The sequence below is a fragment of the Paenibacillus sp. R-74696 genome, assembly GCF_055814915.1.
Window position 1 is genome coordinate 295,896 of the sequence record NZ_JBPULM010000045.1, and the last position, 25,221, is coordinate 321,116.

Annotated in this window: 20 protein-coding genes; 8 read left to right on the forward strand and 12 right to left on the reverse strand. The window is 51.5% G+C overall.

Annotated elements, in window-relative coordinates:
* Positions 1–56: 56 nt before the first annotated feature.
* The 3 genes from ACSR9A_RS21550 to ACSR9A_RS21560 all read right to left on the reverse strand — a co-directional run bounded on the left by ACSR9A_RS21550 (position 57) and on the right by ACSR9A_RS21560 (position 3,421).
* Positions 57–1,124 (reverse strand): GT-D fold domain-containing protein, encoded by a 1,068-nt coding sequence (locus tag ACSR9A_RS21550; protein ID WP_473759400.1) that lies wholly within the window; start codon positions 1,122–1,124, stop codon positions 57–59.
* A gap of 431 nt (positions 1,125–1,555) precedes the next feature.
* Positions 1,556–2,278, reverse strand: coding sequence for a glycosyltransferase family 2 protein (locus ACSR9A_RS21555; RefSeq protein WP_473759401.1), 723 nt, complete (start codon positions 2,276–2,278; stop codon positions 1,556–1,558).
* Positions 2,279–3,421: a glycosyltransferase gene (locus tag ACSR9A_RS21560; RefSeq protein ID WP_473759402.1), complete on the reverse strand. Its 1,143-nt coding sequence runs from the start codon at positions 3,419–3,421 to the stop codon at positions 2,279–2,281. It lies immediately after the preceding gene.
* Between the two features lie 200 nt (positions 3,422–3,621).
* On the opposite strand from ACSR9A_RS21560, the gene ACSR9A_RS21565 reads away from it, so the two are divergent.
* From ACSR9A_RS21565 to ACSR9A_RS21575, 3 genes are all read left to right on the forward strand, one after another.
* On the forward strand, positions 3,622–4,296 hold the full coding sequence (locus ACSR9A_RS21565; RefSeq protein WP_473759403.1) for a class I SAM-dependent methyltransferase: 675 nt from the start codon (positions 3,622–3,624) through the stop codon (positions 4,294–4,296).
* An 82-nt stretch (positions 4,297–4,378) separates the two neighbouring features.
* Entirely contained in the window at positions 4,379–5,488 is a 1,110-nt protein-coding gene (locus tag ACSR9A_RS21570) for a glycosyltransferase family 61 protein (RefSeq protein ID WP_341282417.1), read from the forward strand.
* 162 nt (positions 5,489–5,650) lie between these two features.
* On the forward strand, positions 5,651–6,823 hold the full coding sequence (locus ACSR9A_RS21575; RefSeq protein WP_473759404.1) for a glycosyltransferase family 4 protein: 1,173 nt from the start codon (positions 5,651–5,653) through the stop codon (positions 6,821–6,823).
* Here the strand turns inward: ACSR9A_RS21575 and ACSR9A_RS21580 are convergent.
* Entirely contained in the window at positions 6,820–8,766 is a 1,947-nt protein-coding gene (locus ACSR9A_RS21580; protein ID WP_473759405.1) for a DUF4214 domain-containing protein, read from the reverse strand. The genes ACSR9A_RS21575 and ACSR9A_RS21580 overlap by 4 nt on opposite strands.
* Before the next feature lie 209 nt (positions 8,767–8,975).
* Here ACSR9A_RS21580 and ACSR9A_RS21585 point away from each other — a divergent pair, with 209 nt between their 5' ends.
* The 4 genes from ACSR9A_RS21585 to ACSR9A_RS21600 all read left to right on the forward strand — a co-directional run bounded on the left by ACSR9A_RS21585 (position 8,976) and on the right by ACSR9A_RS21600 (position 13,157).
* Positions 8,976–9,638, forward strand: a complete 663-nt coding sequence (locus ACSR9A_RS21585) for an acetyltransferase (RefSeq protein WP_473759406.1) — start codon at positions 8,976–8,978, stop codon at positions 9,636–9,638.
* 15 nt (positions 9,639–9,653) lie between these two features.
* Positions 9,654–10,769, forward strand: a complete 1,116-nt coding sequence (locus tag ACSR9A_RS21590) for a DegT/DnrJ/EryC1/StrS family aminotransferase (RefSeq protein WP_473759407.1) — start codon at positions 9,654–9,656, stop codon at positions 10,767–10,769.
* Between the two features lie 334 nt (positions 10,770–11,103).
* A complete protein-coding gene (locus ACSR9A_RS21595; protein WP_473759408.1) occupies positions 11,104–11,631 on the forward strand; it encodes a histidine phosphatase family protein in 528 nt (175 codons plus the stop codon).
* A 113-nt stretch (positions 11,632–11,744) separates the two neighbouring features.
* Positions 11,745–13,157, forward strand: a complete 1,413-nt coding sequence (locus ACSR9A_RS21600) for a hypothetical protein (protein ID WP_473759409.1) — start codon at positions 11,745–11,747, stop codon at positions 13,155–13,157.
* A 72-nt stretch (positions 13,158–13,229) separates the two neighbouring features.
* Here the strand turns inward: ACSR9A_RS21600 and gmd are convergent, their stop codons facing one another.
* The 8 genes from gmd to ACSR9A_RS21640 form a co-directional block, all read right to left on the reverse strand.
* Positions 13,230–14,345, reverse strand: a complete 1,116-nt coding sequence (gene gmd, locus ACSR9A_RS21605; protein WP_473759410.1) for a GDP-mannose 4,6-dehydratase — start codon at positions 14,343–14,345, stop codon at positions 13,230–13,232.
* Positions 14,346–14,526: 181 nt separating this feature from the next.
* Positions 14,527–16,527: a beta-galactosidase gene (locus ACSR9A_RS21610; RefSeq protein ID WP_473759411.1), complete on the reverse strand. Its 2,001-nt coding sequence runs from the start codon at positions 16,525–16,527 to the stop codon at positions 14,527–14,529.
* Positions 16,527–17,354, reverse strand: a complete 828-nt coding sequence (locus tag ACSR9A_RS21615) for a carbohydrate ABC transporter permease (RefSeq protein ID WP_473759412.1) — start codon at positions 17,352–17,354, stop codon at positions 16,527–16,529. Before ACSR9A_RS21615 ends, ACSR9A_RS21610 begins: the two co-directional genes overlap by 1 nt.
* Complete coding sequence (locus ACSR9A_RS21620) at positions 17,351–18,232, reverse strand: carbohydrate ABC transporter permease (protein ID WP_445933815.1); 882 nt, start codon at positions 18,230–18,232, stop codon at positions 17,351–17,353. Before ACSR9A_RS21620 ends, ACSR9A_RS21615 begins: the two co-directional genes overlap by 4 nt.
* 109 nt (positions 18,233–18,341) lie before the next feature.
* Positions 18,342–19,640: an ABC transporter substrate-binding protein gene (locus ACSR9A_RS21625; RefSeq protein ID WP_473759413.1), complete on the reverse strand. Its 1,299-nt coding sequence runs from the start codon at positions 19,638–19,640 to the stop codon at positions 18,342–18,344.
* Positions 19,641–19,811: 171 nt separating this feature from the next.
* Positions 19,812–20,873, reverse strand: coding sequence for a response regulator transcription factor (locus tag ACSR9A_RS21630; protein ID WP_473759414.1), 1,062 nt, complete (start codon positions 20,871–20,873; stop codon positions 19,812–19,814).
* Positions 20,866–22,656, reverse strand: a complete 1,791-nt coding sequence (locus tag ACSR9A_RS21635) for a sensor histidine kinase (RefSeq protein WP_473759415.1) — start codon at positions 22,654–22,656, stop codon at positions 20,866–20,868. The genes ACSR9A_RS21630 and ACSR9A_RS21635 overlap by 8 nt, the downstream gene beginning before the upstream one ends.
* Positions 22,657–22,744: 88 nt before the next feature.
* The gene (locus ACSR9A_RS21640) at positions 22,745–24,085 is read right to left on the reverse strand and encodes a glycoside hydrolase family 30 protein (protein WP_473759416.1); all 1,341 of its coding nucleotides are present in this window, start codon (positions 24,083–24,085) and stop codon (positions 22,745–22,747) included.
* 131 nt (positions 24,086–24,216) lie between these two features.
* On the opposite strand from ACSR9A_RS21640, the gene ACSR9A_RS21645 reads away from it, so the two are divergent.
* Complete coding sequence (locus ACSR9A_RS21645) at positions 24,217–25,122, forward strand: helix-turn-helix domain-containing protein (protein ID WP_473759417.1); 906 nt, start codon at positions 24,217–24,219, stop codon at positions 25,120–25,122.
* Positions 25,123–25,221: the final 99 nt, after the last annotated feature.

Here is a 25,221-nt window from a genome sequence, read left to right on the forward strand (position 1 = left end):
TAAAGCAAAACAACCGTCCCTCACGGGACGGCTACATAAAATTGGTTGCCTTCGATTTAAGCCTGAATCGGTGCTTCCCCTTTGACGATTGAATTAGCCATATGGCCGAAATCAAGCGCAGCCCTGCCCATTTCTGCTGCGATCGCATCCGCAAGGATGACAGCCGCAATGCCTGCTGATACTAACGCCAGTTCAAAATCATGCTGTCTGATTTCCCCCATCGCCCGGTCCACATCATGGATTCCCTGAACCTGGGCTACAGCTCCCACAACCGTTACGCCGCTCTCAGCAAGCACTTTGGCGAGCGGCTGCGCCAAATTCCCAATGACAAGCACTCTCCGTCCTCTCATCAGGCGGGACAAATGTCCGTCTTGATACAAACGGTAATTGACGAGCGAATCTGTCAGCACCTTACTGCGAAAATCAATGCCATACGTTTGAAAAACGGCCGTAGCCAGCCGTTGGTAGTTCGGCTGCCGCAGCTTTGGAATGCCGACAATGTCGGCCCGCTTTACCGCTGCCAGCAAGCGGTCGCGGGCGGCAATGTCCGGCACCTTCACTCCGGCATACTCTAAAAAACCGCCCTCGTGGCGAACCTGTTCAGTTGGCAGCACAGTTTCCTGTGCCAGCGTCAACAGCTCGCCATCTCCAAGTCGCACGATAGATAGCGGCTTGCGCTGCTCCAGCGCTTCCATCAATCGCTCAGCCACCTGCTGCGCAGTCAAAAGGTGGACGATGCGTTCTCCTAGCGCAGCGATGCCTGATGCAATAACCTGCGCTACGGATGTATCTGGGAGGACATGAGCTTCCGGCAGCTGCTCATCGATGATGGCGTCGCCGCCTTCGTAGCGTCCGATTTTCAGCCCTTTCTCGTAGCCTGCCTTCTCGGCCGACTCCCAGCTGTGCGAGTGGTCTGCCCTTTGTCCCTCTGCCTGCTTGGTTCCATCTTCGTAGCCTCTGCTGTATCCTTCTTCATGACCGATTTGATAACCATCCTCATACGGTCCCTTAGCCGCCTGCGGCTTGGCGGACTTTGCCGAGCGATTTTTCCTCTTTGAAACAGCACGTCTCTTCCGCCGCTTAAACGGAAGGCTGGCCGTTTTTCGTCTTCTCGCCATTTTCATGCTGAACACCTCCTGCATTGGTGCAAAATTTGCGTGTGGGCCAAGCGTAAACGGCTTTGCCATCCTCTGGTGGCAGAGCTTCCGTTTCGCGTAGAAATATAGAGAAAGGATACCGTTAAATTATACTTTCCTATATTTCAAGGTGAAACGGCTCGCGCCTTCCTTTGGCGGCGCGGCGCGTTTCATTCCGAGAAATATAGAGACAGGATAGCGTTAATTTATCCTTTCCTATATTTCAAGCGTAAACGGCTGAAGCTGTCCTTTGGCGGCAAAGCTTCCGTTTCGCGTAGAAATATAGAGAAAGGATTACGTTAGCTTATCCTTTCCTATATTTCAAGCGTAAACGGCTGTTGCCATCCTTTGGCGGCGCAGCGCGTTTCATTCCGAGAAATAGAGAGAAAGAATAGCGTTACGATATCCTTTCCTATATTTTAAATAAACTGCTGCGGGTCCACGCCCCATTTGTCTGTAAACAGCTTCCGGTTGCGGGCGAGCAGACGCTCTACAGCATCCTGGCCCTCCTGCTTGAAGCTTGCGCTGCCATGATGAAAGACGAATGTATCCTTAACCATCAGCAGACGGTACCCTGCTTGCCGCGCACGGTAGCAATAGTCATCATCCTCATAATGTCCTGGCGAGAAGCGCTCATCCAGCAGACCAATTTGATCCATCAGCTCCCGCGAAAATAACAGGCAAAAGCCAACCAATCGGCTGACCTCCTCATAATCGCCTGCGGACTCTGCCGCAAGCTGCTCCGCCATCTCCTTATAATTGCCGCGCATTTCGATTTGCTGCTTGCCGCTTACAAAGTTGGACATCGGCCCCACGATGCCAATCTGCTTGCTGCTGCCTAAAGCCTGCCGCAGCTTGCCCAGCCAACCAGGTGCCACCAGCACATCATTGTTCAGCAGCACCAATTGATCACCGCGGGCCAGACGCAGCCCCCAATTGCAGGCGGCGGGAAAGCCTTGATTGCGCGGCAGGCCGATGAATGTGATTTGCTGCTCGCGCAAATATTCAATCGTTCCGTCTGTTGAGCCATTATCGACGATGATTAGTTCATGGTCTTCCGGTGTACTGCTGCGAATGGAATAAATCGCTTCCTGCAGCAGCGGCAAACGGTTGTAGGTCGGAATAATAATACTGGTCAGCATCTATTCCCCTCCTCGGCCAGCACTTTTGCGATCCCTTACTCCGTCCGCATATTGCAGGCGGGCATTTCCCGCCTGCATCATCCACTCCAGCGCCTCCAGATGGTCGCCTACGATGAGCCTCGCCACATGATTGCCCATGCCTACATTTCCCGGACGCAGCCGATTATGTCGAATGACATCTACCATGCTCGCTGTACCTACCTTAAGGCCATATCGGAGTGCAATCGCCTGCGCCTTTGGCGGAACGGCCAGTTGGGCTGCTCCAATAGCCTCAATCGCTTTACGCGAGAGCGCATGCGGAACGGCAGTCAAGGAATTAACGGTAAGATCGGGCCGATTCACCGAGCGGTTCACGAACTCCTTCATCATCATGACTTCATCTCTTCCTGAAAAATTCCCCATATAGGAAGATAAATTATTGAGCACCATATCCGTCCCTCCAGCGACTGCCTCAATAAAAGGCAGCAATTGCTCCGCAGCAACCGGAATATCCGCATCGACGAACAGTACAATATCCGAGACCGTGGTTCTTGCGCCTACCGCCCGTCCCACATCATGACCGAGTGCCCCAGCGTAATGAATGAGCACGGCTTTGCCGCTCTCCCGCACTTTGCTGGCCGTCGTGTCGGTTGAGCCGTTCACCACGACGACGATTTCATGTAGAGGAAGCCTCTCCAATTGTTGAATCATGGAGGCCATGGATTCCTCTTCATTCATCGCCATCACCACTGCCGCAACTGCCTGGTTCGTCGGCAGCAGCACCCAATTCGGCGCCGGGGTTCCCGTAGCGGAAAAATATCCTTCTATGAAGGCCTTCATACAGGCCAAATATGCTGATTTGGAAGCTGCCCCGCCCGTCGCCAGACAGTAGCTATGCCATAGCCGCTGCAACTGCTGCAGCTCATCGGCTGGCTCAGGCTCCTGCCTCGCCGTTAAACCCGCTGCGAGCCCGCCATTTCGCGCTTTTGCACACTGCCCTCGGATAATGGCAGGCTGCAGCGCCCCTCCGCGCCTCGCCTGGCTCCTGCGATGTCTGCGCCCGCGGGCCGCAAGGCGTCTGGCTGTGCGGCGGCGAATGCCGCCTTGTGAGCTGCGCGGGCTTCTTTTCCCCGCACGGCCGCTTTTTCTACTGCGGCTCCTCAACCTATTCCACCTCGCATCCATTCGGATATATTCGTTTATGTTGTCATTGTATGTAGGGATAAGGCGGACGCAACGGCGGCTGTACGTTTATGAGAAGGAGAAATGTGCGCTTTTACTTGGCGCAACTGCCCTATCCTATCTGGCAAGCTCCACATAGGATAGTGTAGTTATGCTTCTATTTTGCAAGGCAGGAGGATGTTATGGACTGGACATTTTACAACCCGAAATTTATTGCAGATGCGGCACCTGAGCTGCCCGCAAGCTTTATGGCTGGCGGAGCCTGGTCCGGGCATCGAAAATTTGCTTATGATCTTGTCCGTTTTGCCCGCCCGAGCCTGATTGTAGAGCTGGGAACGCTGTACGGTACATCTTATTTCAGCTTTTGCCAAGCGATTAAGGATGCTAAGTTGAAAAGCGCATGTTATGCGGTGGATACTTGGATGGGCGATGCCCATACCGGAGCTTATGGCACGCTGGATGATTCGATGTACGCTGCGGTCAATGCAGTAAGCGCCCGTGAATTTCCTGGTATCGGAACACCGCTGCGCGGCACCTTTGACCAGGCGCTGGCCGCCTTTCCCGACGGTTCGATTCAACTGCTGCATATTGACGGCTACCATGTTTATGAAGCTGTTCTGCATGACTATACGACTTGGCTTCCCAAGCTTGCGGAGGGTGGCATTATTTTATTTCATGACACCGTGGTTCGGCTCGCGGATTTTGGCGTTTACCGGCTCTGGGCGGAGCTTTCGGCGATGCCTCACCTGCATTTCGAGCATTCCAACGGTTTGGGCGTTCTGTTTCCTAAAGGCTGCCCAGCCAGCTTCCAGCCGATCATTGGGCGGCAGCAGGAGCTTGCTGATCATTACGCTTAGCGATGGAAGCATATTTAGCAATTTCAAGCATTATGCAGCGTGCAGAACGATACGCCGCACCAGGTGCGCTGCATGATCCGGATTGAAGGAGGCGATCCCTATCTACACTATCCCTCAGCAATTTTATGAGAAAACGAGAGATTGGGCGCAGCAAGCGGCTGTCCCTCCCGATCTGCTTTCCTATTATTATCAGGTCATTTACCCGGCTGAAACGTTGACGCTCCCCGCCGGCAAAGGCATCGATCAGCCACGCTGGGTGACGGCTTCTGCCTTTGATGAAGCTTTTGTAGCGGCCATTCCTGGCGGGAGGCTGGTGACGAGCAACGCATATGTTGTTACGCCGGACAATAAGCGGCTGCGCGATGTCGAGCTCGACTGCCCGCTCATTGATTTCACGCAGCTGCCGGAGCCGCAGCATTTCAAGGGAACGGTCGCCACGCTCATTTGGGGCTGGAACATGCCGCATATCAAGGCATGTACGCAAAACATTTTCGGACATTGGTTTTTCGATCTGCTGCCGAGGCTCCATTTGCTGGAGAAAAGCGGCATTCCGATTGACAAATATGTCATCGGCAAGCTGTTTCACCCTTTTCACTATGAATCGCTTGCCATGCTAGGCATTCCGCTCCATAAGTGCATTCAGGTCGAGGATGCGGACTTTCATCTGCTTGCCGACCGCCTGATCGTGCCGGCGGTGCCGCTGATGGTCGGCAAATGTCCGCCGTGGGCGTCGCATTTCATGGCCAAGCGGCTTAAAGCTGACCGGCGCGTAAAAGCCAAAAAAGGCTTCGAGCGCCTCTATATTACCCGCAAGGATGCCCAGGCCCGCTTTGTCGCCAACGAGGAAGAGGTTCTCCGTTTTCTGAAAGGCAAGGGCTTCAGGGAAATCGTGCTCACTCCGCTCTCTACCGCAGAGAAAATCGCAATTTTCTCGTCAGCGCAGCATATTGTCGCCCCCTTCGGGAGCGGCAGCATCAACATTGCCTTCTGCGAGCCGGGCGCAGCTCTTTTGGAGCTTGCTCCTTCCACCTTCGTCGACCCCTATTTCTGGAAGCTATGCGCACATGCTGGCGTAGACTATTATGAAATCGTATGCGAAGTGGAGCAGCCACCCAAGCCTTTCGTCGGAACGGATAATATTGTCGTTAATATAAATAAGCTTGAACATGTGCTTAAGCTAGCGGGCCTTTAGCCCGCTGCCCACAAATCCTGCGCCGATGCTGCGAATAACTGCCCGTGCCCCCACATATATTGAATTCGCAAGCGCAACATTTTTCATAATTCACGGAGCAACGGCTGGCATCCTTCCTGTTAGGCAGGAGACAGCCTCGCCCTTGGCAGGAGGTTTGTAACAATGCGAATTCTTGTATGGTCTGTCCATTTTTCCATCGGCGGCGGGATGAGACTGCTCCATAATTTGATTTCGGCTATGGCCAGGCAGCCAGATGTGGAGCAGATCAGGCTCGTCCTCTCGCCCGATTCCCTTATTCGCAACGTCGCGGAACTGAAAGCATTAGGCAAGGTTGAGATGGTAACCACCCAGCACAGCATCGATTCCGACCAAAATTCCTATTTGCTCGCTGGTATCGACATCGTCTATTACTACTGGCCGCACACCCACCCCTACCACGCCCTTGATCGTCCAACCGTCTGCACCTTTCACGATACGACGATGTTCGATTATGTCCCGCCTTTTACAAATGGCGAGCAGCTTAAGGGCCACTGGATTTTATCGAAAAAATGGCTGGACCACGTCACGTCCGTCGTCGTTTCTTCGGAGCATGTGAAAAATCGCCTCATTGCTCATTTCGGCCCTCGCCATCAATCGGCTACTGTCGTGCCCCATGCCATTACACCGATTGCCGCACAATATGCAAGCCAGGTCTCTCCTGCCACCGCTGCCCGCATTCCGTCCAAATACATCATTTATCCATCCAATACATCGCCGCATAAAAACCACAACAATCTGCTCGAGGCCTTGTCCCATTGGAAGGGGCGCACCAAATGCCCGCTAGTGCTCACTGGTTATTTAACCGATACGCTGCGGCAGCCTTTTCCGGATTGCACGCCGCAGCACAGTTGGATTCCAACGCTCATCTCCACCATTCGCCGAACAGGCCTTGTCGTCAATCGTGATCTTTACCCGCTCGGCTTTGTAGGAGATGAGGATATTCCCGCACTCATTAAAAATGCCTGGGCGCTCATTATGCCCAGCCTTTCGGAAGGTGGCGGAAGCTACCCGGTCGAAGAAGCGCTTCGCCTCGGTACTCCGGTGCTCTGCTCGGACATTCCGGTGATGCGAGAGCATCTGGCGCGGCATAGTGCCAAAATCGCCTGGTTCAACCCCCACAGCCCCGATTCCATCGTTCAAGCGCTTGAAGATTTGACTGCCAATTATGATGAATACAAAAGCTCCGCCATGGCGGGCATTCATGATCCAGCGGAAAGCTGGGATGATGTGGCAAAGCGTTATTTGAACGTTTTTCGCGATACGTATTGGCGGTATTACGGCAAGCAGCTGCCCTAGTCGGCAGCTGCTTGCACCTCTTCAATGACGTTTGCATAATCTCCTGCGACATCCAGCCATCTCCTGCTCAACGCGCCGCTAAGTGCGGCCTGCTGACGTGGGACAACCTCTTCTCCCTCCCGTGACAGCCGTGCAATAGCGTCCGCCATCTCCTGGATATTATGCGGATGGAAGGTTGCGAAGCAGCTCATGTCGCTAATAACCTCCTTCACCACCTCCAGCCTTCCGAAGGCGACCGGCGTATTCATCAGCAGCGACTCCAATATAGGGAATGGGCAGCTGCCCTCGAAGAGCGTTGGAACGATTGTGCCTGCGGCATAGCGGTATAGGGAAGGTAAATCTACTGAAGCTATGCGCCCCATAAACACGATTGAACTGCAAATAACAGGATCGGCAATTTCGCTCAGCGCTGCCAAAATTTCCTGCTGCCGCGGGCGGTTCCCAAGATCATCTGTAAAAACAAGCTTCATGCCAGATGCTCTTCCTGCTTCCGTCTGCTTGAACAGCGCAAAAGCTTTGATGAGGCCCTCATGATTTTTATGCAGCCTTACAACCGACGGGAAGGTCAAATATGGACCATCCAGCTTGTAGGCGCTGCGGAACTTCTCCTCGCTATGCGTTTGAAACACCGCATATTCCTCATGCGGCGCTGCAAAGCGCACGACAGCCGTTTTGTGGACAGCCAGCTCGAGAAACTCCAATCCCTCATGATTGCGGGTAAACTCCGAAGCGAAGACTACCTTCGCCGCTTTTTCCGTCACCTTTTGCGCTACAGAATGGATATATTGGTAATGCTGGGTATACGCGCTGTACAGCTCAGGCAAATGCAAATATACGAGATCATGCAGACAAACCATATAAGGTTTTTCCAAATATTGCGCGAGCGCCATCCCAACATATGGCACAATCCATATGTCCGCAGGCACGCTGCGGTTCACCGTATCCATGCTGTCCGTGCGGTGCAGCTTCAAACGATCACCATAAGCCGCGCGCAGCGGGGCATACACAGCAGCAGCCTCGGCAAAATTCGCTTCCGTTGTCGCCACATGAAGGGTAAAATCATTCTCCAGCGCAAGCAAGCCTTCCGACAAGCGGACGATGAAACGACCGATGCCTTCGCCATCCATCGCAATTTGCACCCCAAAGCAAAGGAACATGCCGATTTGCCGGCTGTTTATACGGGCCGCACTCGCCGCAAGCGGAGGTAAATACGGCGCCCCAATGAGCAGTCCAAACTCCTCCGACATGACAAGGCTCGCTATCCATGCGCGCCGCAGCAGTCCTTGCTTCAAGGCCGTCGTGTATCGTCCTACCTTATTGCTATCCGGCGCACGATTCATTATTTGTACGTGGATGCCGTGAATAAAATCCAAATCCGCAGCGGGGAACAAATGCTGAATCAGATGGGCTGTCGTATTCGCTTCTCCAGATGGCACTCTGGAGAAAATAGCATCCGCCTCTGGACTCTGGATAAGAGCCGCAGCAATAACCGCCCGCGGCGTGCCATTGGCCAGATGGCTGCGATGGCCGTTAAAGCCTTCGTGATCCGGCTCGCGCTGGAGCACCTGACGATACAGCTCCCATAAAAAATCCTCATCTCCCAGCCGGAATACCCGGCGCAGCAGCTCTACAATTGGAGCTCCTGCAGGCAGCCCCTGACGGAACGCTGCATTATTTGCTTTTAACTGCTCCGTATCTATTGGTGCTGGAGGCGGCTCGACCGGTGCTGGAGGCTCAATTACAAGCTGAGCCTGCTCGGCTGCCTTCTGCCTGTTCCTGCTTCTTTTCGATCCGCGCAGTTTCCTGCCGCCCCGTCTGCCTTTGCGTCTTCTTGTCCTTGCTACTTTTCCGACTCGCGCTCTATTGCCGCGTTTTCTTCGCGATATGCGGCTATGCGAGCCGCGCTTCGCTGTTCCTTGTTTACGAGCTCTTTTGCGTTTCATATCACGCCTCCAATCGCTCTGCCTTCTCCATAGCGTATTGTCCCGCTCACAAAAAGCAACGGCACATGCCCCCGCCTGCTAGGGATTTCAACTATATTTGAATAAATGGACGACTGCCCGGCTGCAAGTGAAGCAATTTTCTGCCATTTGAATATGATGGGAGTAGCTGCATCACCCCCTCATTTTATTGTTGAAGGAGCCTATACGGCATGAATGCTGTTTCTGCGAATCCTTATCGCACCGTTGTTGTTGGGGCCGGCGGACATGCCAAAGTTGTCGTTGATATTCTTCGTACCAGCCGGACATACAAGGTCATTGGCTGCATCGGCCGCGAGCCAGGCGGGCAGGTTTTGAATGTCCCCGTGCTTGGCGACGATGCCATGCTTCCTCTGCTGCTGGAGCAGGGGGTACGCCATGCTTTTATCGCTATCGGCGATAATGCAACGCGGCTGCGGGTCGCCCGCCATGTGCAAAGCCTTGGCTTCGAGCTGATTAATGCCATAAGCCCGTTAGCTTATATTGCTCCCAGCGCCACGCTTGGCTGTGGCATTGCTGTTATGCCGGGAGGCATCATCCAGCCGGATGCTCGAATTGGCTCCCTCACCATCATTAACACGGCTGCATCGGTTGACCATGATTGCATGATTGGCGAGGCTTGCCATCTGGCGCCTGGCTCCACGCTGTCCGGCGGTGTAACGGTCGGCGACGGTTCTTTTCTCGGAACAGGCACTGTCGTCATCGACGGCATCCGCATAGGAGCAGGCTGCATGATTGGCGCTGGTGCGGCCGTCATTCGGAATATTCCGGACCAAACGCTTGCTGCTGGCGTTCCCGCCACAGTGAAGCGTCTTTTGAACCAAGAGCGAACGTAACACGGAGGAGGCATAATGTTGGGCGACAAATTTTATCCGGTTGCCGTTCCTATTTTTAATGGAAATGAGAAAAAATACGTCATGGATTGCCTAGATTCCACGTGGATTTCCTCGACAGGCAAATATATTCATACGTTTGAGGAAGCTTTCGCGGACTTTTGCGGGACGAAATTTGCCGTGTCGTGCAGCAATGGAACAACTGCTCTGCATTTGGCGCTGCTCGCTCACGGGGTAGGCCCAGGAGATGAGGTCATCGTCCCGACGCTGACTTTTATCGCCACGGCAAATGCCGTCACGTATTGCGGAGCCACTCCCGTCTTCGTTGACAGCGAGCCGGATACGTGGAACATGGACCCTGAGCTGCTGGAGGGGCTGATTACGCCACGCACGAAGGGGATCATTCCCGTCCATCTGTACGGGCATCCTGCCAATATGGACGCTATATCAGAAGTTGCGGAGCGGCATGGATTATTTGTGCTGGAGGACGCTGCGGAAGCACCCGGTGCAAAATACAAGGGCAAGCGGACCGGCTCGCTGGGCCATACGGGAACGTTCAGCCTATTCGGCAACAAAATTATAACGACGGGCGAAGGCGGCATGATTACGACCAATGACGAGCAGCTTGCCCGCAAAATGCAGCTTCTGCGCGGACAGGGCATCGATCCCGCCCGCAAATATTGGTTTCCCGTCATTGGCTACAACTATCGCCTGACGAACTTGCAAGCGGCGGTTGGCTGCGCACAAATGGAAAACATCGACTGGCATGTCGGCGAACGGATACGCGTCGCCTCGCTTTACCGCAAGCAGCTCGAAGGAAACAGCGCCTTCACGCTGCCTGCCGAGCAGCCATGGGCGAAAAACGTTTACTGGATGTTCAGCATCCTGCTAAACGGCTATAACGAAGAGCAGCGCGGCGCTTTCATGGAGCGCCTGAAAGAACGCGGCATTGAAACGCGTCCGTTCTTTTATCCGATGCATGTGCTCCCGCCGTATCAAGGCATGCAGCGCAGCGAGGAATTTCCCGTCGCAAACCGCATTGCAGCGCAAGGACTGAATGTGCCGACCTACGGCGGCTTAACCGAGCAGGATATCGCCTACATTTGCGATTGCCTGCGGGAAAGCCTGTTATAAAGCGGCTGATTGCTGGCCCCTCTCCACCCCCCATCCATTCTGCTCCAAGACAATAAGCTTCCGGCTCCACACTTCGGGTGGGGTCGGAAGCTTATTTGTTCAGAAATGTTCGTTCAATTCCCTAGCAGGTAGGGAATATCTTTTTCTTATCTAGCATTCATAACAATGATACCCTGCCCAAAAGCTAAAGTATCAGAAGTACATTGCTTATCGTTTCCATCTCACAAATTATGGAATGGATTAAGTTATGAAATATTACACATTATAGTCGAGGCAGAAATTCTCCTGCCTGGAACAGAAGCTTAAAATCTTACTCAGAAGGTGACATTAGCTGATGCAGGATGAAGTAACCTTGTATTTGGTTCGACATGGACTCGCTACTGGAAACCAGCCAGATGCTCCCCTTAGTCCAGTCGGAGTAACTCAGTCTGAACAACTGGCAGATGCTCTTGCAGGCATGGACAGCCTGCACATGGAGAAGTTAATCTCCAGCCCTTATCTGCGTGCTTGGCAAACAGCGCAAATTATTGAAAAACGGCTGAACCTCATGCTAGAGCCAGCGGAAAACCGTCTTCGAGAGCAAGGAGTAACCGGTATCGACAAAGAAGAAAGCACACAAGAAGTATCCACACGTATTGTTGCATTCACAAACGAACTATTGAAAAGTGACGCTCAAACATTTCTTCTAGTCAGCCATCGGTTGGCCTTAACACTGCTGCTTCAGCATTACGTGCCCGATTTCACCGATCAACAGGGAGAACAAATGACAAACCCTGATCTTTATGAACTCCGCTTTAAAAACGGAACAGCCTTTCAAAAACGACTATGGAGCCCTGAGGGTCATCATTTGATTAACACTTAGGTCAATAGAAGATTTCTGTTTATGACACTTAAACCTTTACTTTTGATGCACGTCTTGTTCAAGGCTGGTTCAAGAACTTTTGGCTCTTATAACTTTCAGGAGGTAACCTAACTATGCAAACAACACTTGAAAGAAGCCGCACGGCTACCCATGTAATACCGGATATCACCAATTTGCCTGCATGCATTCAGGATGTGAAGAAAGCTGTGCTTTCTAACATCCAGGGGCCGCCTGATCCGACGGATTATCATCAATTGAGAGGGAGACTTGAGGCAGCAAAGAGCAAGCTCCCGATGCTGTATCAACAGGCGGTTGCCGTTCCGTTTATTCGCACCTTGGATAATCTGGGCCAGCAGGGCTTCATGGAAATTTTACTACGGGACCCAAATAGAAATAATACAGCCAGACTCATGCTGGATATTGCCCATAGCATTCTCCAGAATGGCGAAGGCTTTCATGCACTGGCAAGCGATGGCTTTCAGGAGATGGTCAGCGATCTTTATGACGGTTATCTAAGTGCAGGTGACCGGATAGGCATCAAGCCACCGGATCTTAGTGTTATTCCGGCCTTGGTAAAGTGGGGAGAACCCGAATCCGGCCCTTATACTTGGCCTATCGACGCTACATCTGTGTTTGGTTTGGAAGCTGCGATTGTCAGTCTTCCTCCTGCCCATGCGGCTGCTGGCTTGCTGGCATGGTCCAGCATCCCTCATGAGGTATGTGGCCACGATATTCTGCACGCAGATGTTGGGCTGTTGGAGGAACTGGCAGATGCTGTTCGCACCAGCCTGACCCAAGAAAATATCGGCCAAGGCCTTCCCGATTACTGGGCATCCCGCATGGACGAAACCGCTTCGGATGTTCTAGGCATTTTAAATTTGGGACCTGCTGCGGCCATTGGTCTTGTCGGTTATTTTCGCGGCATGAACGCCGCTTTTACCGGACAAGCCCTGCTGCGAAATGAAGGGCCTTCTGGTGATCCTCATACAGCTGACATTTTACGTGGATATTTAGGTGCTTATGCTTCTGGTCTGCTTGAATTCGATCAAGCAGGTGATTGGGAGAAAATCATTGAAGCAGAATCTGACAAGGATCTTTCCGATATTCAATTAGGAGGCAGCCGAATTGATGCAGATACAGCTAAGCGCTCTGCCCGAATAGTCGCTTGGACCATTATGAAAACCAAACTTAGAAGTCTTGAAAATCACTCGCTCGATGAAATTCAAAATTGGAGAAACAAGGATGAACGCATTACCTCTTCATTGCGCATCTTGATGCGCACTACAGGCTCGCTTTCCGACGAATTCCGCTCTGGTTATTATGCTGCGCATATCGTAGCGGCAGCCTTAACCGAAGGCTTGTCTAGCGAAGCGGATGTCCAGTTAGTATTTGATCGCATGCTTTCACTGCTCAAACTGATGCATGATACAAATCCTTCTTGGGGGCCGCTTCTCGTGCAGCATCCTGGCGATATTACACGCCATCTTGTTTATCACCCAATTGAAAAAAATCTGAGTCTCCTCTAATCGACTCCTCAAATCAATAGCCCGCCGGAAGCTGCTGACTTGCTGCAGTGATCCGGCGGGCTATTGTCACATCTATTCCAAATCCAAACTTACATCATAGCCTAACTTGCGCAAATCCGCTACGCGCTGCGTCTCCTCCAAATCGGCTGCGACCATATCCTTGACGAGATCAGCAAGACTGCTGGCTGGGGTCCAGCCAAGCTTCGCCTGCGCTTTTCCCGGGTCGCCAAGCAATAGCTCCACCTCGGTCGGGCGGTAATATCGCGGATTAACCTGGACAACCAATTGGCCAACTGGAAGCTGGTATTCCGGACGCTTGCAGCTGACCACATGGCCCAGCTCCTCCGCTCCTTCGCCGGTAAAAGCAACCTCGATGCCTGCCTCGGCAAAAGCGAGCCGCACAAACTCACGCACTTCTGTTGTCTGCCCAGTGGCTATGACATAATCCTCCGGCTCGTTTTGCTGGAGAATGCGCCACATCGCTTCTACATAATCTCGCGCATGCCCCCAGTCGCGCTGGGCCGACAAGTTGCCCAGCTCCAGCGTCTGCTGAAGGCCAGAGGCAATGCGGGCGACGGCACGGGTTATTTTTCGTGTGACGAACGTTTCTCCACGTACCGGGCTTTCGTGGTTGAACAAGATGCCGTTACAGGCATACATGCCGTAGGCTTCCCGGTAATTGACCGTAATCCAATAGCCATACAGCTTGGCGACCGCGTAAGGGCTGCGTGGATAAAACGGTGTCGTCTCGCTTTGCGGAACCGCCTGCACAAGTCCGTACAGCTCCGAAGTGGATGCCTGATAAATTTTCGTTTTATCGGTCAGACCAAGCAGCCTTATGGCTTCGAGCAGGCGCAAAGTACCGATACCATCGGCATTCGCCGTATATTCCGGCATATCAAAGCTGACATGCACATGGCTCATCGCCGCCAAATTATAAATTTCATCCGGCTGAATGTCCTGCACCAGCCTTACCAAGTTCGTTGAATCTGTCAAATCCCCATAATGTAGATGGAGCCGCTGTTCTACACGATTCGCTTCGTCCACAATCCGGTCGATTCGCCCCGTATTCGCCAGCGAGCTGCGCCGTCTCAAACCGTGAACGATGTATCCTTTCGCCAGCAGCAGTTCGGTTAAATACATGCCGTCTTGTCCTGTCACACCTGTAATGAAGGCGACCTTATTCATGGCTCCCTCCGCATTCTCTCATATTTGGATAATGGCTATCCTATTCCACTATCTTATGAATACAAGAGGAATGTCGGCATCGGGCAAAACACCATTTTTCATAAAAAGAACCCGAACCATAAAAGGCGTGACGCCTTCGCAAATGCCAAGACGTCACGCCAGCTTTACTTCTTTTCTCTACCTAACCTGCTTTAATAATTTGCACGCCCCACGGCGCAAGCGTAAGCTGCTCGCCGCTGCTAACCGCACGGCCCTCCAGCAATTCTTGCCCCGCAGCATGTGGATAAACGAAGGATACCGGCTCAGCCGAGTAGTTGAAATAGTAGCGCAGCTGTGCTCCCTGCTGATTAACCCCATGCTTCACGATAATCGGGAAGCTGACCTGCTGATCTTCACCCCATAGTCCCGCCTCTTGAACGGTGCCCTTCAGCACCTCATGGGCAGAAGCTCCATCCGTCAGGCAGCCGATGTACGTCGCCGTACCTTTGCCGTAACGGTTGCGGGTAATGGCCGCATATTCGCCCCACTGCGGATGGTCGTAATGCGCCAGCACTTCGACGTCGCCTGTGAGCGGAGTCAACAGCTCCATCCAGCTTGTAACGCTTCCTGGCGCTGCCGAAAGCGCTGCACCCTTCAGTCCTACATTTTTCGGATCGATAAACAGGCTATAGCCAACACCGCAAGCTTTACCAATAATACCTGGCTGCTGCGAGGTCCGTACTTTAATCCGCTCGTCCGCAAAGCCGCTTTTGAACGAATAAACGGCATGTCCGCCCTGCTCCACAAAAGCATTTAGCCGCTCAAGGGTCGCATCCGGTACCGCATACAAAGCCGGAACAACAACCACTTTGTAATCATCCAGCCGCTCGCAAGCTGGCGTAATGAAATCGCAGCCGATGTTCATTTTGTAAAGCTCATCATACAGCCAGCGCACAACATCATTGTACAATTTGCCGTCCGGCAGCTTGAACCATTCCATCGCCGTCAGCGCTTCATTGCTCACCATAACGGCAACGTTGTTTTGCTTGCGCAAATGCACCAGTTCATCGCTTAGGCGGGCAAAATCCCGTCCGATCGTTCCGGCTTCGTTATAAACCGGATTAGGCAGAAAATCGTGGCTGAGCAGCCCTTTCCAATACGTCTCGAACGAGTTATGGATCGAGTGCCAGTGCCAATAGGCGACCATATCTGCTCCGGATGCCACATGGCTGAACGCCTGCAGCCGCAGTTGCCCTGGATATGGCGTCCAATGCGGGAATGCCTGCGCCTGCGTTTCCAGCACCAAATAGTTGCTGCCCTTCAGTGAACGCGTCATGTCCCCGCCGAAGGAAATTTCAATGCCCGTCAGCTCATCCTGTGACGGATGATAGATGTCCACGCCAGCAATATCGAATGGCACCGCTGCTTCAAAATGATTGACCGAAGGCTGTACGCCAAAGGAATATCCGCGCCATTCAAAATCGAAGTTTTGCGTCACGAACTGCCCTGGCTGCTTGTATTCATTGACAAGGCCTACCTGCCATGCGAGAAACTCATTGACCAGCCCGCGTTGAAACTTGGCGAATTCCGCACCCAGGCTGCCGTTAATCGTGCCGACAACGGACGGAAAGTCCTCCCAGCTGTTAATGCGGTTGCTCCAATAATCGAGACCGAACAGTTCATTAACCTGGTCAAGCGTCTCGTAAGTATCACGCATATATTTGACGAAACGCAGCTGTACATTCGGTCCAGCCGTGCCGTAATGCTTCGTCTCATTATCTGTTTGATAGCCGATAACCGCCGGATGCTTGCTAACGCGCTCAATTAGCTTGCGAATGATTCGCTCAGCATGGAACAAGTATACCGGATGCGTAATGTCCATAATTTGACGCGCGCCGTATTTGCCTGGCCCCGCCGCCGTTACCGCAAGCACATCTGGATGCTCCTTGACCATCCACGTCGGAATCGCATACGTCGGCGTTCCAACGATAACATGGATACCCGCCTCATGCATGGCATCCAGCACGCGGTCTACCGAGCTAAAATCGAATATGCCATTTTGCGGCTCATGCGTGCTCCAAGTCGATTCGGCAATGCGGACTACGTTAATGCCCGCTTCCTTCATCATGCGAATATCTTCATTCAGTCTGTCGTAAGGCATATATTCATCGTAATAAGCAACCCCGTATAATAATTTATCCATTAGCCCTTCACTGCTCCTTCTGTAATGCCCTCCATAATAAAGCGCTGGAAGAATGCATATATAATAATAACAGGAATCGCCGTCAGTACAAGCGATGCGAGGATGAGTGTCCATTCCTTGTTGTATTCGCCAAACAATGTGTTCGTGGACAAGATGAGTGTATAATGATCCGAATCCGTCAGCATCAGCATCGGCAGCAGGAAGTCATTCCAAATCCAGAGGAAATCGAGAATGGCAATCGTCACCGTAATCGGCAGCAGCAGCGGAAAAATAATCCGGAAAAACGTCTGAAACTCGCCGCAGCCGTCCATATGAGCCGCTTCCTCCAGCTCGCGCGGAATCGATTTTACGAAGCCGTGGTATAGAAAAACGGCCATATTGACGCCTAGTCCAATGTAAATGAGTGCCAAGCCATAAGTAGTGCCCTGCACAGACAAGCTGTTCGCCATGCGGGTAAGCGGAATCATAATCGAGTGAAACGGCACGAGCATCGAAGCGACGAATAGGAAAAAGATCGCTGCGCTCGCCTTGCCTGGTGTCCTTGACAGCTTATAGCCCGCTAGCGCCGCGCAGAACACGATGCCGCCGATGCCCAGCACCGATACAATTACCGAATTCAGCGTGCTGCTAAGCATATTGATTTTGTGAAAAGCCTGCACGTAGTTGTCAAAGGTCGGCGCTGACGGCAAAGCTACGAAGGATTGAAACATTTCTCCCTGCGATTTAAATGAATTGGCAATGGCCATATAAATCGGGAAGAAGGAAATGGCGGCTCCGATCGTAAGAAACAGCGTAATAAATAACGAGCTCGCGCTTCTGTTTCTCATGCCTCCACCTCTTTTCTTTTCATGACTGCAATTTGGATGAGTGTGAAAATCAAGACGATAATGAATAAAATGACCGATTTCGCACTGGCATAGCCATAGCGGAAATTATTCGAAAAGGCCTCTTCATAAATATTCATCGTAATCACCTGCGTCGACCGGCCCGGACCTCCGCCCGTAAAGCCATATACGACCTCGAACACCTTAAAAGCCCCGTTCAGCGTCAAGAAGAAGCAAATCGTGATCGCATGTGTAATCATCGGCAGCGTAACCTTCATAAAGCGCTGCAGCGGATTCGCTCCATCAATAATGGCCGCCTCCATCAAGCTTTGCGGCACTCCTTGCAGACCCGCCAAATAAATAATCATCATGTAGCCGACGCCATTCCATAGCGAGATAATCAGAATGGCATAGAAGGAAAACTTAGGATCGCCAACCCAGGATTGATCCAGGAAGGTAAACATTGTTTTTTCCGCCAGCTGCGGCAGTACTTGAGTGAACACGAATGTCCACATAAAGGCGCTAATAATAATACTAATCATGTTCGGCATGAAAAATATCGTGCGGAAAAATCCTTTGCTTTTGCTCCGCGATTCAATGAGAACAGCAAGCAGCAGCGCGATTACATTTTGCAGCACAAGCATATACAGCACATATTTTAATGTGAACAGCAGCGAGTGGACAAAATCCGGGTCGTCCTTCAGCGCCTCCACAAAATTTTCGAGACCGATAAATTGATAGTTGGTATTCAGTCCATTCCAGTCTGTAAAGCTGTAATACATACCGCCAAGAGTCGGAATTAGCAGAAAAATGGCGTACAAAATAAATGCAGGCGCGACGAAGGCCAGCAGCGATACATATCTTTTTAAAACACCCTTCATTGGCACGGTTGCTCACCTCTCCTAAGATGATGATGGGAAGGCATGGCAGGGTGGGAGACGCGCCTCGCGCCTTATCCGCCCTGCCGCCATTCCTTCTTTCTTTATTTATTTATTTATTAACTTTGTTAAACGATTTCCATGCCTTGTCGAGTGCCGCTATAACACCGTCCTGCGACAGCTGTCCAGCGTAGTACGATTGCAGCGCTTTGCCTGACTCGTCCTTAACCGCTTGTGGAACGGCAGGATCCAAATACGATTTGCCTTCTTTAACGTAAGTCATTGCATCCTCTACCCAAGGATAGGTGGAGAACGAATGATTTTTGGCAACCGGATTAAATTTAAGCTCTTCGAAAAAGGCATTAGAGTCTTTGTCATCCAGCACGTAGTTGACGAAGTCCAGCGCCACTTCCTTGTTCGCACTGTTTTTCGATACAACGAGCGAAGTAGATGTACTGAGGTTGATCATCGTTGCATTAGGATCATCATTGATCGGCAGTGGAGCTACGCCAAATTCCATATCTGGATTCGCTTTAAGAATCGATTCTGCAAACCATGGCCCTTGTACCCACATGGCCGCTTTGCCTGATGCGAAAGCGGCGGAACCATCGTCACCGCCCAGCTCCATCGCTTTATCCGTACCGTTCTGGTTAACCAGATCAATAACCTCGAACATCGATTTCATGTCGCTGAAGGAGCCTTCATCCTTGTTCATTTTTTCCACGAAATCTTTATTTGTTGTATTCGAGATAGCACCTACTGCCAGCGGCAGGAACAGCTGCGGAATCCATGATTCCTTGTAGGACAGTAGGAATGGCGCTATATTGTTTTCCTTCAGCTTCGCGATAACCGCTTTCATTTCTGTTAAAGTGGTTGGCGGCGTCAAGCTAAGGTCTTTAAAAATCTTTTTGTTATAAATGTATCCCCATGACAGCGTTTCCATAGGAACGGCAACGATTTTACCGTCTGTTGTCGTAACGGAAGGCTTCACGCTATCGAGCAGCTTGTCTACAAAAGGCTGTCCAGACAAGTCTTCTAAGTAGCCTGCTTTGTAAAAGGAAGGAATTTCATTAATCGCATGCACGGTGAACACGTCCGGGGCATCATTGGATGCCAGTCTTGTTTTCAAAATTTGCGGAGCCGTGTCGGCTGTCGGCATTTCAAGCTGTATTTGGACATCAATGTTTTTCTCGGCTTTTTCCTTCGCTACAAATTGCGCAATGTATTTATCGTAGCTTTCTTTGAGCCTTGGCTGAGGGATAAACATTTTGAGCTTAACCGTTTTCGCGCCGCCTTCACCTGTCGTTTCTCCGCCATTATCGGTTGCCGTACCGCTGTTCGAGCCGCAGCCTGCCAGCAGTGTTGTAATTAATGCTGCGCTTAGCGCTGATTTCCAAAGCTTCTTTTTCATCTGTAATGACCTCCCGTAAGCTTGTTTGTTTACGCTTTCATTGTATCTGATTTATGAAAGCGTTTAATTGGACAGAATTAGACTGTTCGCTTGGACATTTTTAAACCAATTTGAATGTGGTCCAATTTGTCCAACCTGCCCGGCTTGTCTAACCTGTCCAATGTGCCCGCATCAATTCTCGCTGCCACGCCGCATTTCTCCTGGGGCAATGCCGAAATGCTTTTTAAATACGCGGTAAAAATACGTTACATCTTCATAGCCTGCCATTTCTGCAACGGTTTTAATCGGCAATTTCTCATCAAGCAGCCACTCCCGCGCCTTCTCCATGCGAAGCTGCAGCATATAATCGGTCATATTGCAGCCGTATTCCTGTTTAAATGTTTTACTCAAGTACTCCTTGCTAACGAAAAAAGCGCGAGCTACCTGCTCCAGTGAAATCGGCTCGGCAAACCGCACTTCCATATACTTCCTGATCTCGTCCAAATTAAGCCGTTTCTTGAATTTTCGCTGCTGAATCAGCTGCTCCAGCGCATCCTCATAACGGGCAGCCAGAAAAGCGACTGCATTCGCGCTCGAGGCGAGCTCCGCCCCGTCTCTGGCACCATCTATCGCATTTGCCTCCAATGAATTAGTCAGCAGAAGCTCCTTAAGCATGAGCAGCAGCTCTTGGACGACGCGCTCCAGCAGCAGCGGCTTGCCAGCGACACTGCTCTCCATATCACTCGCCAGCTCTCCGAAAAGCTCCAGCAGACCTTCGCGGTCCAGTTCATTGAACCTAGCGCGCAGCCGCTGCTTCAGCGATGTCAGCGACAGCAGCCATTCGAGATCCAGCGTTAGCAAGCGCCGGCTCTCCTTTGCAGCCGCGAGCCCCGACGCACATTTTGAAAGTACCGCGTTCAGCTCCTTCGGATCAATCGGCTTGAGCAAATAATCTACCGCTTGGCAGCGAATCGCATGCTGCATGTATTTGAAGTCATCATAGCCGCTAATGACGACAATTTGGATATGAGGCAAACGTTCATGCAGCTCATTCAGCAGCTTGACGCCATCCATGCCGGGCATTCTCATATCGGTAATAATGACCTGCGGCATTTGCTTCTCCGCAAGCCGCAGTGCCTCTTCCCCATCCTGCGCCTCGGCCACAATCTCCATGCCATGCTCCTCCCAACGGCCGAATGTCCTTACAATATCCCGTCCCCAGCTTTCATCATCAACCAACATGACTTTAATCATGTATTTCTCCCCCTTGCATGTCACCAGGTATATGAATGGTTATACGCGTGCCAACCCCGGCTTCACTATCTATCGTCAGTCCATACGCTTTGCCAAAATGCATTTGCAGCCTTGAGGCCACATTGCCCAGCCCAATCCGCTCTCCATGTGTCCAAACCTCTCCATCCGCATAGCTGAGCCTTTGGCGTACTTCCCTCAGCCGCTCAGCACTCATCCCTACGCCATTATCTCTGATTGTAATAATGACGTCAGAGGATGTAGCTTGAGCTACCTTCACGCCCAGCTCCCAGCCTCCAGCCTGCGAATCAAGCCCGTGCATAAACGCATTTTCCACGATGGGCTGCAGCGTCAGCTTGGGAATGCGGCTTTGCAGCAGCTGCTCGTCCACCTCTAAGCTGTACTGCAGCCGTGATTGAAAACGCTGCTGCTGAATGACCATGTAATTGTTCATATGCTCCAGCTCCTGCTTCAGCGTAGCCAGGGCATCCGGCTCGCGAATGACATAACGGAACATTTCGCTGAGCGAGCGAATCGTTTCGTAGCTTTCAGCGGGCTTTTTGGAAAACAGCATGCTGCCGATCATTTGCAGCGTGTTTTGTAAAAAATGCGGATTGATTTGCGCCTGCAGCGCCTTGAGCTCCGCTGTCTTTTTTTCCAAATTCATGCTGTATTCGCTCTTAATATGCTCTCTAATGCGATGCGACATATTATAAAACTTGGTCTCCAGCAAGCCAATTTCATCCATGCGTCCACTCAGCGGCTTATCTCCCTGTTTAATAAGGCTCAGCCCTTGCATAGAGCGAGCAAGCAGCACAATCGGCCTTGCTGTGCGCCAAGCAAGCAGCACGGCAATAATAATAGCCGCCGCAACCGTTATCGCTCCAACCAATATTCCATAATGCATCGTTGCTTGCGCGCTTTGGTTAATAGCGCTCATTGGAATAATTTTGATAAGCTTCAGCTTCATCGGATCAATCGTATTGTAAAATACATATTCATCCGCCTTGCGCTCATAGCCGGGCTCTGTACCGCCCTTCACGATTTCCGCAACCTGCTCGGGCGAAAGGGCTTCGCTGCCCATTCGGTACAAAATTTCTCCGTCTGGGCCGGCAATAAGCACGGTCTGGTCTTTGGCCGGATTAAGCAGCGAGAGCGTCTGGTCGAGAATCGCCCAGCGCACCTCCAGCGTAATGCCGCCGAGAATTTCGCGGTTTTCGAACCGATTGATGCTGCGTATCAGCTGAAAACGATCGCCTTCCGGGCTGTTTTTAATCATAAAATCCTTTTGCTGGTTAAACAGCTCATTGTAAGGATCAGGTATGCTTTCCAGCGTTTTAATTTGGTTCTGGGACGCATTCATCGTAAACAGCTTGCCGCTTCTTTTCAAATAGAGCTCAATGCCCGAAATATAATGATTGCCCGAATAAAACAGCGAAGCCATTGCATCCTCAATGTTGCGCTGCGCTGAAAACTGGCTCGACAACCCAGAATCCTCCTCGCTGGCAATATAATCACTCAGGTTCGGGTTAATGAGAACAGAATATAACAGACTGTTCATTTGCGAAAATTGTTCCCCGAGATAAATGCTCGTCCATTTCATATTGGACACATTCGTCCCAATAAGCTCGGCCTCCATCGACTTTCGGTTATTATCCACAGCAAGCGCAGTTACGGCTACAATTGGCAGCGCCGACACAACAACCATAATTAATATCAGCTTATTTCGTATGCTGCGCCGAAACGGGTGTAAAATGGCACGATATATTTTAGACAGCAGCCTCATTCCCTTTTCCTCCCTGCTCTTTACTTTTATAACGACAAAACAAACGCCATGCTTGAGCGCAAAGGCGTTTGTTCATTGAAATTATATTTTAAGCAAGTACAATCGTGTGAAAGGATTCCGGTTCCAGCTCAAAAGCATGCTCTGCTTCGCCATCGGACAGCCTTAGCTCTCTTGTATCCGTGTAAGGATTCGTGATCACGATGACCCTCGAGCCGTCTTCACGTTTGAAGGCTATGGCATGGCCGCTCCACGGACCTTGCAGCCCAATACGCTGCGAGCCTGATGCCACAAAATGGCTGAAATGCTTCATCACGTAATATTCCGGATTGTTTATCGCCCGCTTCGTATCCGGTTCAACTGTGATCATGGCATTTTGCTCCCAGCCCCATGTGCTGCGTCCTTTCGGCTCCAGCGCCATATTCCAGTAAATGTAGCTGTTCACGCCGTTGCTGAAATAATGCTGGTATAGATGGAACACATATTTGGCATACGCCCATGTGTTTTTGCCATCTCCGCATTCATTTTCTGTCTGCATATAACGCAGCTCCGGGTAGCTCTGCGAGGTCCGGGCGATTGCATATTTGCCAGCCCATTGATAGCCGACGCCTTTAATATATTTATAAGCTTCAGGGTCGCTCAGTACGAGACCTGCATAAGCGTCATAATCGTTCGTTGTCCCTTTCATCAGCTCCAGCCATGGGTCGGGGGCATTAATCGTTCCGAGCCAAATTTCCGTATCCAGCCCATGCTGCTTGAAGGCAGGTCCTAAATAATCGCGGATGAACTCCCTAAGCTGCTCGCCCGTCCATACGCAGGAAGGAAACTTCTGATCGGCAACGACTTCATTTTGCACATGAACCTGATGGATCGTAATGCCTTCCTCTTGGTAAGCCTGAACGAACTTGACGAAATACAGCGCATAGGCTTCGAGAATTTCCTTCTCCCAGCGCAGCGTTCCGTAATTATAAGCCTTCGGCGTCTTCATCCACGTCGGCGGACTCCATGGCGAAGCGAACAGCTTCAGCTCCGGATTGAGCGCCAGCGCTTCTTTTATATAAGGAATCAAATACTTGCGGTCGCGTTCAATAGAAAAATGCTCCATCGCCACGTCCCCGTCCGTTTCGTTCAAGCTGTACCACTCCAGCGCGTAGTCGCTGGCTCCAATAGGCATGCGGCAAATGCTGAAGCGCTGCTCGCCTTCTGGATGGAACAGCTCGTGCATGACCGCAGCACGTTCTTCCTCCGATAAGTGGCTCAGTGCAGTGAAGCCCAGCTCATTGAAGCAGCCGCCAAAGCCCTCCACCGTTTGGTATACGCTTTCAGTTATCGCCAAGTTAGATAGAGCAGGTGAAAAGGCGCGTGATTCCGTGCTTTTCTCCGTCCAGCTCGCTGTTTGTGTGCTTGAAAACCATTTTGCCGTTTGTCCCATATCGACAACCCCTATCGTTTCATCACTTTTGCTTCTTGCTTTAGCTTACCCTCTTAGTATAAATTAAATAGAATAAATCGCCGATTGTCCAAACAACGTGAAATTTACCCAAATCAAAGGTGGTCTGCCTAATGGATGATGAAGTGACACTCTCGCCGTGGATTCAAAATGTGCGCTTTCTGCCTGCCATCGACTGGAACATTAAGTTTTTCGGCGCACATGAACAGCGTGTAGACAAGCATTGGCAGATGCCGCTGGAATCCCATATTGGCTTTGAAATGATTTTTATTCAGGAGGGTGCGCAGGAAACGATCATTGGCGAAAGCAAATATCAGCTGGGCGCCGGCGACTTTCTGCTTATTCCCCCCGGCTTTAAGCATAAGAGCCGCTGCGTTTCGGAGGAGGGCATGGCTTATTTTTGCGCCCACTTTAATGTGGACGATCCGGCTTTTCGCCAAGAAATGATTCGTAATGGCCGCCTGCTGTTTCCCGCGGGAAGCGCTGATTCTGAGCGCCTGCTGCCTATTTTGAATCAATGGATTGCGATGCTTAGGCGGGGCGGCGGTTATACGACGGCGGATCGCTTTCGGCTGCAAGCGGATTTGTTTGAGCTGTTCGGACTATTAGTCAGTACGATCTGTTTGCCGGAGGAGGAGCTGGCAGCTATGCCGCCAGCATCCGTTCAATATGCCAAAGCGATTGCCGAGGCGATCAAGGGGAACTTTGACCCGCATAAGCTTCCTGGGGAGCCGGTGGCGGAGAGCACTTTTCGTATTGAAGAGATTATGGGCTCGCTGGGCATCAGCCCCGGCTATGGGCTTGAAGTGTTTCGCAAAGTGTACGGCCTGTCGCCACGGCAGTTTTTATCTGAGCTCAAGCTTCAGGAGGCTAAGGTGCTCATTCGCCAGCCTGAGCTGTCGCTGAAGGAAATTGGTTTGCGGCTGGGCTATTCCCAGCTGTCGCATTTCAGCAGGCAATTCAAACGCTGGACCGGCATGAGCCCGCTCCATTACCGCCAGCAGCATTTTCAGCAGTAACGGTTCGCCCGCGAAAATGCGTTTAGCCTCCGTATTTTGTCAGCACGGATTGGACCCCTTGTAGAACCTCTCCTTTTTGGAGGACTGGGGTTCCGCTAT